Annotated in this window: 13 protein-coding genes and 1 tRNA gene; 11 read left to right on the forward strand and 3 right to left on the reverse strand. The window is 62.7% G+C overall.

Going from position 1 to position 12,341, the window contains the following annotated elements:
- Positions 1-38: 38 nt before the first annotated feature.
- The 6 genes from petA (at position 39) to OX89_RS06140 (ending at position 4,250) form a co-directional block, all read left to right on the forward strand.
- A complete protein-coding gene (gene petA, locus OX89_RS06115) occupies positions 39-638 on the forward strand; it encodes a ubiquinol-cytochrome c reductase iron-sulfur subunit (RefSeq protein ID WP_012655737.1) in 600 nt (199 codons plus the stop codon).
- A gap of 15 nt (positions 639-653) precedes the next feature.
- Positions 654-2,075, forward strand: coding sequence for a cytochrome bc complex cytochrome b subunit (locus OX89_RS06120; RefSeq protein WP_047349958.1), 1,422 nt, complete (start codon positions 654-656; stop codon positions 2,073-2,075).
- A 16-nt stretch (positions 2,076-2,091) separates the two neighbouring features.
- Positions 2,092-2,847: a cytochrome c1 gene (locus tag OX89_RS06125; RefSeq protein WP_011804240.1), complete on the forward strand. Its 756-nt coding sequence runs from the start codon at positions 2,092-2,094 to the stop codon at positions 2,845-2,847.
- A 95-nt stretch (positions 2,848-2,942) separates the two neighbouring features.
- Positions 2,943-3,554 (forward strand): glutathione S-transferase N-terminal domain-containing protein, encoded by a 612-nt coding sequence (locus OX89_RS06130; protein WP_011804241.1) that lies wholly within the window; start codon positions 2,943-2,945, stop codon positions 3,552-3,554.
- Between the two features lie 32 nt (positions 3,555-3,586).
- Positions 3,587-4,114, forward strand: coding sequence for a ClpXP protease specificity-enhancing factor (locus OX89_RS06135; RefSeq protein ID WP_047349959.1), 528 nt, complete (start codon positions 3,587-3,589; stop codon positions 4,112-4,114).
- Positions 4,115-4,174: 60 nt separating this feature from the next.
- Positions 4,175-4,250: transfer RNA gene (locus OX89_RS06140), tRNA-Thr, on the forward strand.
- A gap of 106 nt (positions 4,251-4,356) precedes the next feature.
- Here OX89_RS06140 and OX89_RS06145 read toward each other — a convergent pair.
- Positions 4,357-4,656 (reverse strand): hypothetical protein, encoded by a 300-nt coding sequence (locus OX89_RS06145; protein ID WP_012655741.1) that lies wholly within the window; start codon positions 4,654-4,656, stop codon positions 4,357-4,359.
- Positions 4,657-4,691: 35 nt separating this feature from the next.
- Between OX89_RS06145 and OX89_RS06150 the strand changes: the two genes are divergently transcribed.
- The 5 genes from OX89_RS06150 (at position 4,692) to OX89_RS06170 (ending at position 11,252) form a co-directional block, all read left to right on the forward strand.
- Positions 4,692-5,657 carry a M23 family metallopeptidase gene (locus OX89_RS06150; protein ID WP_047349960.1) on the forward strand — a complete coding sequence of 322 codons (966 nt, stop codon included), beginning with the start codon at positions 4,692-4,694 and terminating at the stop codon, positions 5,655-5,657.
- A 135-nt stretch (positions 5,658-5,792) separates the two neighbouring features.
- Positions 5,793-8,546: a preprotein translocase subunit SecA gene (secA, locus tag OX89_RS06155; protein ID WP_047349961.1), complete on the forward strand. Its 2,754-nt coding sequence runs from the start codon at positions 5,793-5,795 to the stop codon at positions 8,544-8,546.
- 100 nt (positions 8,547-8,646) lie between these two features.
- A complete protein-coding gene (gene argJ, locus OX89_RS06160; RefSeq protein WP_047349962.1) occupies positions 8,647-9,876 on the forward strand; it encodes a bifunctional glutamate N-acetyltransferase/amino-acid acetyltransferase ArgJ in 1,230 nt (409 codons plus the stop codon).
- 54 nt (positions 9,877-9,930) lie between these two features.
- Positions 9,931-10,809 (forward strand): ATP-binding protein, encoded by an 879-nt coding sequence (locus tag OX89_RS06165; RefSeq protein WP_011804247.1) that lies wholly within the window; start codon positions 9,931-9,933, stop codon positions 10,807-10,809.
- A complete protein-coding gene (locus OX89_RS06170) occupies positions 10,806-11,252 on the forward strand; it encodes an NUDIX domain-containing protein (RefSeq protein WP_047349963.1) in 447 nt (148 codons plus the stop codon). Before OX89_RS06165 ends, OX89_RS06170 begins: the two co-directional genes overlap by 4 nt.
- Positions 11,253-11,320: 68 nt before the next feature.
- Here OX89_RS06170 and OX89_RS06175 read toward each other — a convergent pair whose 3' ends face one another.
- Positions 11,321-11,551 carry a DNA gyrase inhibitor YacG gene (locus tag OX89_RS06175; protein ID WP_011804249.1) on the reverse strand — a complete coding sequence of 77 codons (231 nt, stop codon included), beginning with the start codon at positions 11,549-11,551 and terminating at the stop codon, positions 11,321-11,323.
- A 6-nt stretch (positions 11,552-11,557) separates the two neighbouring features.
- Complete coding sequence (gene zapD / locus OX89_RS06180) at positions 11,558-12,313, reverse strand: cell division protein ZapD (RefSeq protein ID WP_047350040.1); 756 nt, start codon at positions 12,311-12,313, stop codon at positions 11,558-11,560.
- Between the last annotated feature and the right edge of the window lie 28 nt (positions 12,314-12,341).

Here is a 12,341-nt window from a genome sequence, read left to right on the forward strand (position 1 = left end):
TGCGGTTGACCCCTTAGCGAAGCATACCGAGGATCCCCATGAGTGAAACTCCGATCGACTCCAGCAAGCGGACGTGGCTGATTGCGTCCGGCTGCGCTGGTGCGGTGGGCGGCGTGGCGACTGCCGTTCCTTTTGTGAGCACTTTCCAACCGTCTGAAAAGGCCAAGGCAGCGGGTGCTGCCGTCGAGGTGGATATCTCGGGTCTCAAGCCCGGCGAAAAAATCACCGTGGAATGGCGTGGAAAGCCTGTTTGGATTGTCAAGCGCACGCCCGAGCAGCTTGCCGAGCTGCCCAAGCTGGATGCGCAGCTTGCCGATCCCAAATCGGCGCGCAACCCTGCGGAGCTCACGCCGGAATATGCGCGCAACGAATGGCGCTCCATCAAACCCGAGGTGCTCGTGGCCGTGGGTATCTGCTCCCACCTTGGCTGCTCTCCCACGGAGAAGTTCGCGTCGGGCCCGCAGCCTTCCCTGCCTGACGACTGGAAGGGCGGTTTCCTGTGCCCTTGCCATGGCTCCACATTCGACATGGCGGGCCGTGTGTTCAAGAACAAGCCTGCGCCTGACAATCTCGAAGTGCCGCCGCACATGTACCTGTCGGAGACCAAGCTCCTGATCGGTGAAGACAAGAAGGCCTGAGGGAGGCACTGACAAATGGCTGCTTATCGCGAATTCAAGGAAGTCTCGCCCAACGCGTCCGCGGGCGTGAAGGTCACCAACTGGCTGGAAAACCGTTTCCCCACGGCTTTCGATGCCTACAAGGTGCACATGTCGGAGTACTACGCTCCGAAGAACTTCAACTTCTGGTACATCTTCGGCTCGCTGGCGCTGCTGGTACTGGTGATCCAGATCGTCACCGGCATCTTCCTCGTGATGCACTACAAGCCCGACGCTGCCAAGGCGTTCGAGTCTGTCGAGTACATCATGCGCGATGTGCCGTGGGGCTGGCTGATCCGCTACATGCACTCGACCGGTGCGTCGGCCTTCTTCGTGGTCGTGTACCTGCATATGTTCCGCGGCCTGCTGTACGGCTCCTATCGCAAGCCACGCGAACTGGTGTGGATCTTCGGTTGCGCGATCTTCCTGGCGCTGATGGCCGAGGCGTTCATGGGCTATCTGCTGCCCTGGGGCCAGATGTCCTACTGGGGTGCACAGGTGATCGTGAACCTGTTCTCCGCCATTCCCTTCATCGGCCCCGATCTGGCGCTGCTGATCCGTGGCGACTATGTGGTGGGCGATGCGACGCTGAACCGCTTCTTCAGCTTCCACGTGATCGCTGTGCCGCTGGTGCTGCTGGGCCTGGTGGTGGCGCACTTGCTGGCGCTGCATGACGTGGGCTCCAACAACCCTGATGGCATCGAAATCAAGGGCCCCGGCAAGCCGGTGGATGAGCATGGCCACCCGCTGGACGGCGTACCTTTCCACCCTTACTACACGGTGCACGACATCCTGGGCGTGGGCGTGTTCCTGTTCATCTTCTCGGCGGTGGTGTTCTTTGCTCCGGAACTGGGTGGCTACTTCCTGGAGTACAACAACTTCATCCCGGCCGATCCGCTGCAGACGCCTGCCCACATCGCCCCGGTGTGGTACTTCACGCCCTTCTATTCCATGCTGCGCGCCATCACCACCGAGATGATGTACGTGTTGATCGCATGTGTGGTGCTGGGTGCGGGCTTCGGTGTATTCAAGGCCCGTTTGCCTGCGCTCATCAAGGGTGGCGTAGCGCTGGCAGCCGCCGTGGCCATCGCCCTCATGCTGGCTATTGATGCCAAGTTTTGGGGCGTGGTGGTGATGGGTGGTGCCGTGATCATCCTGTTCTTCCTGCCCTGGCTGGACCAGAGCCCTGCACGCTCGATCCGCTATCGCCCGACCTGGCACAAGTACCTGTACGCAGTATTCGTGGTTGTGTTCGTCATCCTGGCCTACCTGGGCGTGCAACCGCCATCGCCCATCGGCGAGCGGGTTTCGCAAGTGGGTACGCTGTTCTACTTTGGTTTCTTCCTGCTCATGCCCTGGTGGAGCCGCTTGGGTACACCCAAGCCCGTGCCGGACCGCGTGACTTTTGCTGCGCACTGAGCTGGAGACGACAACAATGAAAAAACTCATCCTCACGTTGGTTGCAGCTCTGGGTCTGGTGGCTGGGGCGCATGCCGCCGGTGGTGGCATGGCCTGGGACAAGGCGCCTGTCAACACCAGCGACACGGCGTCCTTGCAGAACGGTGCTAAGCTCTTCGTCAACTATTGCCTCAACTGCCACTCGGCTGCCTTCATGCGTTTCAATCGCTTGAAGGACATCGGTCTCACGGACCAGCAGATCAAGGACAACCTGCTGTTCACGACCGATAAGGTGGGCGAGACCATGAAGTCCGCCATCGATCCCAAGCAGGCCAAGGTATGGTTCGGCGCCAACCCGCCCGATCTCACGGTGATTGCACGTTCGCGTGCAGGCGCTGGCGGAACGGGCGCCGACTATCTCTACACCTTCCTGCGCACCTTCTATCGGGACGACACCAAGGCCACGGGCTGGAATAATCTGGCGTTCCCCAATGTGGGCATGCCCCATGCCTTGTGGCAACTGCAAGGCGAGCGCCGCCCGATCTTCGAAGAGCGTGAAAGCCACGGCAAGACCGAGCATGTGCTCAAGGGCTGGGAGCAGGTTACTGCAGGCAGCATGACGCCGTTGCAATACGACCAAGCTGTAGGTGATCTCGTGAATTATCTGCAGTGGATGGGCGAGCCAGCGCAAAATACACGTGTTCGCATTGGCGTATGGGTGTTGATCTTCCTTGGCGTGTTCACGCTCATCGCATGGAGGCTCAACGCCGCCTTCTGGAAAGACGTTAAGTAAACGCTAGGTTCTTTGCCGCGCATTTCTGCGCTGCCGAGCATGTACAGAGTGGGTGCCCTGGCACCCACTCTTTTGATTTTTAGGAGCTGCTCACCATGATGGTGCTTTATTCGGGTACGACCTGCCCCTTTTCCCATCGCTGTCGTTTCGTCCTCTTCGAAAAAGGCATGGATTTCGAGATCCGCGATGTGGACCTGTACAACAAGCCCGAAGACATCAGCGTGATGAATCCCTATGGTCAGGTTCCCATCCTGGTCGAGCGCGACTTGATCCTGTACGAGTCCAACATCATCAACGAGTACATTGATGAGCGCTTCCCCCACCCGCAACTGATGCCGGGTGATCCGGTGGACCGCGCACGCGTGCGCCTGTTCCTGCTGAACTTCGAGAAGGAATTGTTCGTTCACGTGAACGCGCTGGAGTCGCGCGCCACGAAGGGGAATGAAAAGGCATTGGAGAAGGCGCGCACGCACATCCGCGACCGGCTGACGCAGCTCGCTCCGGTGTTCTTGAAGAACAAATACATGTTGGGCGAGGGTTTTTCCATGCTTGATGTGGCCATTGCACCCTTGTTGTGGCGCCTGGACTATTACGGCATCGAGTTGAGCAAGAACGCTGCACCATTGCTCAAATATGCCGAGCGCATTTTCTCCCGCCCGGCATATATCGAGGCGCTGACGCCTTCCGAGAAAGTCATGCGCAAATAAGCTGCTGCGCCTTTTTCTTTTGCTTGCGTACGATGAAGCCCCAGGAATTTCCCTCCACGCGCCCCTATCTCATTCGTGCTCTGTATGAGTGGTGCACGGACAACGGCTTCACGCCCTATCTGGTGGTGCGTGTGAACGAATCCGTTCAGGTACCGCGTGAGTACGTCAACAACGGCGAGATTGTCCTGAACGCAAGCTACGACGCGACGAGCGGGCTGCAACTGGGCAACGATTTCATCGAGTTCAAGGCACGCTTCGGCGGCAGGCCGCACGACATCATGGTCCCAGTGCGCCGGGTCGTCGCCATCTATGCCCGTGAAAACGGACAGGGTATGGCCTTCCCCTTGGAAGAGGAAGTGTTCGTGCCGCCGGCCGCTGCTGTAGTGTCATCCGCGGACTCGGGCGCTGGACCGGGTGTCCCGGGCTCCACGGTTTCCGAGCGTGGTCCTGTTCAGTTGCAATCGGTTGACGGCTCTTTGAGCGATGCGCACGAGGAGGCGCCGCGACCGCCTCCGCCCACAGGAGGCGCTGGGCGTCCTTCGCTCAAGCGCATCAAATGAGGCATCTTTCAAGGTGCATCAATTTGAGCCGTGCGTTTTGAACGCTAGAATCTGGAATTCGCCGATTTAGCTCAGTTGGTAGAGCACCCGCCTTGTAAGCGGTAGGTCGTCAGTTCGAATCCGACAATCGGCACCATTGCACAGGCCGCATGTTCGCAGGGACATGCGGCTTTTCTTTTGCGTGCGGCCTTTTCTTTACGACGCCATGCCTGCGGCATAGCTGGCGTCTTTCGCCTGAGTGCTCAGGTTTGAACTTTCAGGCGTATGGAGTTAACCTCCCATCCCCGACTGCGCAGATGTGCCTCGAATGCGGGCAGCAATTGCCGGACTTTTGCGGCGGCGGCATTGCTGCGGACCAGCAGGCACCAACAAGCGCCTTCAATCGGCCCTGCCTGAATGGCGGGGCGCAGCAGCGGGGGTATCAAGCCCTCGATGGCTTTTAGCCGGGCACTGGACTCCTGGGTGAGCGCGGTCAGCTTCGCCAACGTCGGCGACTCCTGCGTGGCTTGCTGGAGTGAGATGGCGTGGTGACGACGATTCATACAGAGACTGGTCCAACCAGCGACGAGGGAAAAACGTGCAGGTGATTATTACGGATGCGTGGCTCGCGCGAAGCCGCGCCATACACCTCAGCGGTGTGCAACTGATCTGCGCTCTAGCTGGGATTTTCATGGCACTGCTGTTCATGACCGTGATGGCATACCACTGGGTGCTGATGCATGGCGTGCGCGAGGGCTGGCCCGTAGTGGGCTCCATGGCACGACTGGCTGTGCAGGATGAACAAGCCCAGCGCGAGCGGTTCATGCGCGCCAATATCGATGCGATGGCGCGCAAGCTGGGAGACATGCAAGCCCGTGTGCTCCAACTGGAATCGCTGGGTGAGCGTGTCCGAGGCTTGGCCGGTCTGCCTGCGTCCGAGGTGCAGAGCCTGCCGGGCCGTGGAGGCATGCTGGTGGCTGGGCGCCCGCTGGGGCTCGACGAACTGAATGCGGCCTTGGACGACCTGGTCGCCATCACCGGCCGGCGGACGGATTTGATGACGGTGGCAGAGTCACGCCTCTTTGACCAGCACATCCGCAAGCACTTGATCCCGACCCAGGTTCCCGTGCGCGACACGGCTGTTGGTTCGCCGTTCGGCTGGCGCATTGATCCTTTTACCGGCCAGTCCGCGTTGCATACCGGGCTGGACTTCTCGGCCGGAACCGGCACGCCCATCGTGGCCGCGGCCGGCGGCGTGGTGATCGCCCAGGAGTACCACCCCGCCTATGGCAACATGGTGGAGATAGACCACGGAAGCCAACTCGTCACCCGCTACGCCCACGCCTCCAAAACCCTGGTGAAGGCGGGGGACATCGTGCGCCGGGGACAGAAAATCGCGGAAGTGGGAAGTACGGGCCGCTCCACGGGGCCGCATTTGCATTTCGAAGTGTGGGTGCAAGGCGTGCCGCAGGATCCGCAGAAATTCCTCTTCGCGGGAGAGCCTGCACCGATGCCACACGCCCCCACGGGGCGCGCTGCCATGGGGCACCTGGCGCACAGGTAGAATCTTTCGATCAGGCCCGCCACCTCGGATTGCAGGCACTTGCAATGGTGGACGGGGGTCTCCATCTGGATTCACATCATCACAGGGATTCCGGTCGCTCTGCCGCTCGTTGGCGTGTAGTGCGGTCGTGTTCGCATGGCCACCAACTTCCTCACCAAAATATTCGGCAGTCGCAATGACCGCCTGCTCAAGCAGTATCGCAAGACGGTTGCTCGCATCAATGCGATGGAGCCCGACTATGAGAAGCTGAGTGACGAGGCGCTGCGGGGCAAGACGCAGGAATTCAAGGATCGCATTGCACAGGGCGAATCGTTGGACGCTCTGCTACCCGAAGCCTTTGCCGTGGTGCGCGAGGGTTCCAAGCGCATCATGAAAATGCGCCACTTCGACGTGCAGCTGGTGGGTGGCATGGCGTTGCATTACGGCAAGATCGCTGAGATGCGCACGGGCGAGGGCAAGACGCTGACGGCGACGCTGCCCGTTTACCTGAACGCCCTGTCGGGCCAGGGCGTGCACGTGGTGACAGTGAACGACTATCTTGCGGGCCGTGACGCGCAATGGATGGGGCGGCTGTACAACTTCCTGGGTCTCACGGTGGGTATCAACCTGCCTCAAATGCCCCGCGAAGAAAAGCAGGCCGCCTACCAGGCGGACATCACCTACGGAACGAACAACGAGTACGGGTTCGACTACCTGCGCGACAACATGGTGTACGACGCGCGCGAGCGCGTGCAGCGCGGCCTCAACTACGCCATCGTCGATGAGGTGGACTCCATCCTGATCGATGAGGCGCGTACCCCCCTGATCATCAGCGGCCAGGCAGAGGACCACACGGCGCTGTATGTGGCCATGAACAAGGTGGTGCCCCTGCTGGTGCGCCAGGAGGGTGAGGCCGACCCGCGTACGGGCGAGGGCGTGACCAAACCGGGGGATTTCACCCTCGACGAAAAGACGCACCAGGTGTTCCTGACGGAGCAGGGCCACGAGAATGCAGAGCGCATCCTGGCCAGCCAGGGTCTGATTCCGGAAGGGGCGTCGCTCTACGATCCGGCCAACATCACGCTGGTGCATCATTTGTATGCGGCGCTGCGCGCCAACCATCTCTACCACCGCGACCAGCACTACGTCGTGCAGAACGGCGAGATCGTGATCGTGGACGAGTTCACGGGCCGTTTGATGGCCGGCCGCCGCTGGAGCGAAGGCCTGCACCAGGCCGTCGAAGCCAAGGAAGGCGTGAACATCCAGGCCGAGAACCAGACGCTGGCCTCCATCACCTTCCAGAACTACTTCCGCCTCTATAACAAGCTCTCGGGCATGACCGGTACGGCCGATACCGAGGCCTATGAATTCCAGGAAATCTACGGTCTGGAAACCGTGGTGATCCCGCCCAACCGGCCTAGCAAGCGCGACGACCAGCTCGACCGCGTGTACAAGACGACGCGCGAGAAGTACGAGGCTGCGATTGCCGACATCCGCGAATGCCACGAGCGTGGCCAGCCGGTGCTGGTGGGTACCACTTCCATCGAGAACTCGGAAATCATCGACGAGTTGCTGAACAAGGCAGGCCTGCCGCACCAGGTACTCAACGCCAAGCAGCACGCGCGCGAGGCCGATATCGTCGCCCAGGCGGGACGCCCCGGCATGATCACCATCGCCACCAATATGGCGGGCCGCGGTACCGACATCGTTCTGGGCGGCAACGTGGAAAAGGCGATCGCCGCGCTGGAGGCCGATGAGTCGCTGTCAGAAGCCGAGCGAGCCGCGCGTGTGCAGGAACTGCGCGCGCAGTGGAAGCTCGACCACGAGAAGGTGACGGCACTCGGCGGCCTGCGCATCATCGCGACCGAGCGCCATGAATCCCGCCGTATCGACAACCAGCTGCGCGGCCGCTCGGGCCGTCAGGGCGATCCGGGCTCTTCGCGCTTCTATCTGAGTCTGGATGACCAATTGATGCGCATCTTCGCGGGCGACCGCGTCAAGGCCATCATGGACCGGTTGAAGATGCCCGACGGCGAAGCGATCGAGGCGGGTATCGTCACGCGCAGCATCGAGTCGGCGCAGCGCAAGGTTGAGGCGCGCAACTTCGACATCCGCAAACAGCTGCTGGAGTACGACGACGTCGCCAACGACCAGCGCAAGGTGATCTACCAGCAGCGCAACGAGATCCTGGACGCCCCCGACCTGGGCGTGTTGATCGACGCCATGCGCGACGATTGCATGGCCGACGTGGTGCGCCAGTACGTGCCTGCCGAGTCCGTGGAAGAACAGTGGGACCTCGCAGGCCTGGAAAAGGCGCTGGCCAGCGACTGGCAAGTATCGTTGGCGCTGCAGAAAGAGGTGGAAGGCTCGGACGCCATCACCGACGAAGAGATTCTGGAGAAGGTGCAGCAGGCCGCTCGCGAGGCCTTCCAGGCCAAGGTGAGGCAGGTGGGCGCGGAGAACTTCACGCAGTTCGAGCGCATGGTGCTGCTGCAGAGCTTCGACACCAACTGGCGCGATCACCTCTCCGCGCTGGATTATTTGCGCCAGGGCATCCACCTGCGCGGCTACGCGCAGAAGCAGCCCAAGCAGGAATACAAGCGCGAGGCGTTCGAGCTCTTCCGCCAGCTGATCGACCAGGTCAAGAACGAAGTCACGCGCCTCATGATGACCGTGCAGGTGCAATCCAGCGCCCAGCTAGACGAGGCCACGCAGGCCATGGAAGACCGGGGTGAGGGCATCAGCAACGTTACCTACAGCTCGCCCACCGAGACCGGCGAAGTGGAGACGGTGGCCGATGCCGCCACCGCCGCGCAGCCTGCCGCCGCCGGCGTGCGCGTGGGCCGCAACGACCCCTGCCCCTGCGGCAGCGGCAAAAAGTACAAGCAGTGCCACGGCAAGCTGGCGTGATGCCGGCACAATGAAGAACACGGGCTGCGGCCCGTGTTCGCACTTTGGCAGTGCCTTTTCTCCTGTTTCCCCGACGTCTCTTTCTGAAGGAATACGACGCATGCCCGTGAATCTCTCCGCTCCTCTTGCATCGGATTTGCACCCCGTGGCCGGTGTGCGCATCGGCGTGACCGAAGCCGGTGTGCGCAAGGCGCAGCGCAAAGACCTGACCGTGTTCCTGCTGGACGAAGGCACCACCGTCGCGGGCGTGTTCACGCAGAACCGTTTCTGCGCCGCGCCGGTACAGGTGTGCCGTGAGCACCTGGACGGCGGCCAGGCAATTCGCGCCATGGTGGTGAACACGGGCAACGCCAACGCCGGTACGGGCGCGGACGGCCTCGCGCGTGCGCGCGCCACCTGCGAGGCACTGGCCGGCCACCTGGGTCTGGCGGCCAGCCAGGTGCTGCCGTTTTCCACCGGCGTCATCATGGAGCCGCTGCCGCACGAGCGCATTGCAGCCGCGCTGCCCGCCGCGCTGGCCGATGCACAGCCCGGCCACTGGGCGCGCGCGGCCGAAGGCATCATGACCACCGACACGCTGCCCAAGGCGTTCAGCACGCAGGTGCAGTTGGGCGGTGCAACAGTGACCATTACCGGCATCTCCAAGGGCGCGGGCATGATCCGCCCCAACATGGCGACCATGTTGGGCTTCCTGGCCACGGATGCCTGCATCGCGCCCGAGTTGCTGCGCCCGCTCGTGCGCGAGCTGGCGGACCAGTCCTTCAACCGCGTGACCATCGACGGCGACACCAGCACCAACGACTCGTTCGTGCTGATGGCCACGCACAAGGCGCGGCACGCACCCATCACCTCGCTCGACAGCGCCGAGGGCCGTCTGCTCAAGGCCGCGTTGCTGGAAGTGGCGCAAAAGCTGGCACAGGCCATCGTGCGCGATGGAGAGGGTGCGACCAAGTTCATCACGGTGCGCGTAGAGGGCGGCCAGACAGGCGAAGAGTGCCGGCAGGTGGCCTATGCCATCGCGCATTCGCCGCTGGTCAAGACGGCCTTCTTTGCCAGCGACCCGAACCTGGGCCGCATCCTGGCGGCCGTGGGCTACGCAGGCATTGCAGACCTGGACCAGACCAAGATCGACCTGTTCCTGGACGACGTGCATGTGGCCGTGCAGGGCGGGCGCAATCCGGCCTACCGCGAGGAAGACGGCCAGCGCGTGATGAAGCAAAGCGAGATCACCGTGCGCGTGGTGCTGGGCCGCGGTACGGCGGTGGACACGGTGTGGACCTGCGACCTGAGCCACGACTACGTGACCATCAACGCGGATTACCGCTCTTGAGTGCTTCTCTTTTGATAGCTGTCAGCGCTTGCTAGATAAGCGCTAGAGCCGGAAATGACTGATAAATTCGACCAGCTGATCGCACGTGCGGAGCAGCTCATCTCCCGTATCGAGGCGGTCTTGCCGCAGCCATTGTCGGCGCCGGACTGGGCGGCCTCCATCGCCTGGCGTTACCGCAAACGCAGCGGCGGCCATGGTGTGCTGGAGCCGGTGCGCCATGTGGCCGCCATGCAGCTGTCCGATCTCAAGGAGATCGATGCGCAGAAGGAAAAGATCCAGCGCAACACCCAGCAGTTCGTCGAAGGCAAGCCCGCCAACAACGTGCTGCTGACCGGTGCGCGCGGCACGGGCAAGTCCTCGCTCATCAAGGCATGCCTGAACAGCTATGCACCCCAGGGCCTGCGTCTGATCGAGGTGGACAAGGCGGACCTGACGGATCTGCCCGACATTGTGGACGTGGTCTCCGGCCGGCCCGAGAAGTTCATCGTTTACTGCGATGACCTGAGCTTTGAGGATGGAGAGGCCGGGTACAAGGCCCTCAAGTCGATCCTGGACGGCTCGGTCGCCGCGGCCACGCCCAATGTGCTGGTGTATGCCACCAGCAACCGGCGCCACCTGCTCCCTGAATACATGAAGGAGAACCTGGGCTACACCCACACCGACGATGGCGAGGTCCATCCGGGCGAGGCGGTGGAGGAAAAAATCTCCCTGTCCGAGCGCTTCGGCCTGTGGGTGAGCTTCTACCCGTTCAGCCAGGACGAGTACCTGGCCATCGTGGCGCAGTGGCTGGCTGCGCTGGGCGTACCCGCCCAGGCCATCGAGGCCGCGCGCCCGCAGGCGCTGGTGTGGGCGCTGGAGCGCGGTTCGCGCAGCGGCCGCGTGGCCTATCAATTTGCCCGGGATTTCGCAGGGCGGGAGGGCGAGGGCGCATGAGCGAATCGAACAGCACGCCACAGCGCAAGCACACCGAGGTCGCCGTGGGCATTCTGCTGCGAGAGGACGGGGCGATGCTGTTGTCCACCCGCCCCACGGGCAAGCCCTACGCGGGCTACTGGGAGTTCCCGGGCGGCAAGATCGAAGCCGGGGAAACCGTGGAGCAGGCGCTGCGCCGCGAACTCATCGAGGAACTGGGCGTGACCATCGGCCCGGTGGAGGCCTGGAAGGTGACCGAGCATGACTACCCGCATGCCCTCGTGCGCCTGCACTGGTGCAAGGTGCGCGAATGGAGCGGTGCGTTCGAAATGCGCGAGGGCCAGACCATGGCCTGGCAGCACTGGCCGCTGCAGGTCAAGCCGGTGCTGCCGGGCGCCTATCCCGTGCTGCAGTGGCTGGCCGAGGAGCGTGGCGAGGTGTTCGACGCTTCGCTGCTGGCGTGAGACGTTGCTTCAAAATACATAGCTGCTTGCGCTTGCTGGATAAGCGTTAGCAGCCTTTTCTTCAAATATCACGGCTGGCGCTTGGGATCGCCGAACTCGGCATCCTCCGGCGGCGCCTCGGCCGGCATGCGGAAATCTTCGGCTGCCCAGGCCCCCAGATCGATCTGCTTGCAGCGTTCACTGCAAAACGGGCGGAAGCGGTTGGCCGGGCTGTACAGGCTCGGGCCGCCGCAGGTCGGGCAAGGCACTCGCTTGCCTTGGGGCGCAGGTGTGTCGGAGCGGGAGGGTGTGCCGGTCATGTCGTGTCAGGCGCACAGGGTCAGTTCAAATGCCGCGTCCTCGGTGCTGGGAACCAGGCGGCCGCCTTCTTCCTGGCGCATCAGCCGCACCGAAACGATGAGGCGGTTGCCGCTGATCTCCGGGATGAGTTGCAGTGCGGGGTCGATCGCCATGCGCAGCAGCTGGAAGGTGCGGCCCTGGGGCAGGTTCTGCTGGAACTGCCCGCGCTCGGCCGCCACTTTCTGCGGCAGCCCCGAATCACGCAGCAGGCGCAGCAGCACGTAGACGGACTCTGCCAACGGCCCCAGCGTGGCGGCCCAGTGGTGCAGGTCGTGCTGGCGGTCCTGGGGCGGACGGTGCTGCCACGCGTAGTAGGCGGGCAGATCAAAGCCGCAGGTGCCCCCGGGGATGCCCACGCGGCTGCGAATGCTCATGAGCCAATCGTTCTCGGTCAACGCCTGGCCGGCCTTGCCGTTTTGCGCGTTGAGTGCGGCAAAGCACTGGTCGAGCTGGGCGATCACGCCGTCCAGGGCTTCCTCGGAGATGGAGGGGTTGCCGCGATAGGCATCCAACTGGTGCTTGTGCTTTTCCAGATCCTTGAGCACGTCGGCTTTGAGATCGGCGCGGGCCGCCACGTCCATGACCTCGAACATGGTCACGAGGGCATAGTGATGGTCCAGGGGATGCGGGCGCGCGATGAGCTCGCCCAGCCGGCGAAACAGCTGCTCAAGCCGCAGATAGGTTCTCAGGCGTTCGTTGAAAGGGTATTCGTAAAGGATCACGCTACGGGGTTCCTGAGTGCGCACGGTG

The sequence above is a fragment of the Diaphorobacter sp. J5-51 genome (assembly GCF_001023515.1).
Classification (GTDB): Bacteria; Pseudomonadota; Gammaproteobacteria; order Burkholderiales; family Burkholderiaceae_C; genus Diaphorobacter; species Diaphorobacter nitroreducens.

What these genes read in the sequence shown, in the direction of transcription:
- OX89_RS06170 (WP_047349963.1), top strand. Translation starts at nt 10,806, where the DNA reads ATGAGCGAATCGAACAGCACGCCACAGCGCAAGCACACCGAGGTCGCC.
- argJ (WP_047349962.1), top strand. Translation starts at nt 8,647, where the DNA reads ATGCCCGTGAATCTCTCCGCTCCTCTTGCATCGGATTTGCACCCCGTG.
- OX89_RS06120 (WP_047349958.1), top strand. Translation starts at nt 654, where the DNA reads ATGGCTGCTTATCGCGAATTCAAGGAAGTCTCGCCCAACGCGTCCGCG.
- OX89_RS06145 (WP_012655741.1), bottom strand. Translation starts at nt 4,656, where the DNA reads ATGAATCGTCGTCACCACGCCATCTCACTCCAGCAAGCCACGCAGGAG.
- petA (WP_012655737.1), top strand. Translation starts at nt 39, where the DNA reads ATGAGTGAAACTCCGATCGACTCCAGCAAGCGGACGTGGCTGATTGCG.
- OX89_RS06165 (WP_011804247.1), top strand. Translation starts at nt 9,931, where the DNA reads ATGACTGATAAATTCGACCAGCTGATCGCACGTGCGGAGCAGCTCATC.
- OX89_RS06125 (WP_011804240.1), top strand. Translation starts at nt 2,092, where the DNA reads ATGAAAAAACTCATCCTCACGTTGGTTGCAGCTCTGGGTCTGGTGGCT.
- secA (WP_047349961.1), top strand. Translation starts at nt 5,793, where the DNA reads ATGGCCACCAACTTCCTCACCAAAATATTCGGCAGTCGCAATGACCGC.
- OX89_RS06175 (WP_011804249.1), bottom strand. Translation starts at nt 11,551, where the DNA reads ATGACCGGCACACCCTCCCGCTCCGACACACCTGCGCCCCAAGGCAAG.
- OX89_RS06135 (WP_047349959.1), top strand. Translation starts at nt 3,587, where the DNA reads ATGAAGCCCCAGGAATTTCCCTCCACGCGCCCCTATCTCATTCGTGCT.
- OX89_RS06130 (WP_011804241.1), top strand. Translation starts at nt 2,943, where the DNA reads ATGATGGTGCTTTATTCGGGTACGACCTGCCCCTTTTCCCATCGCTGT.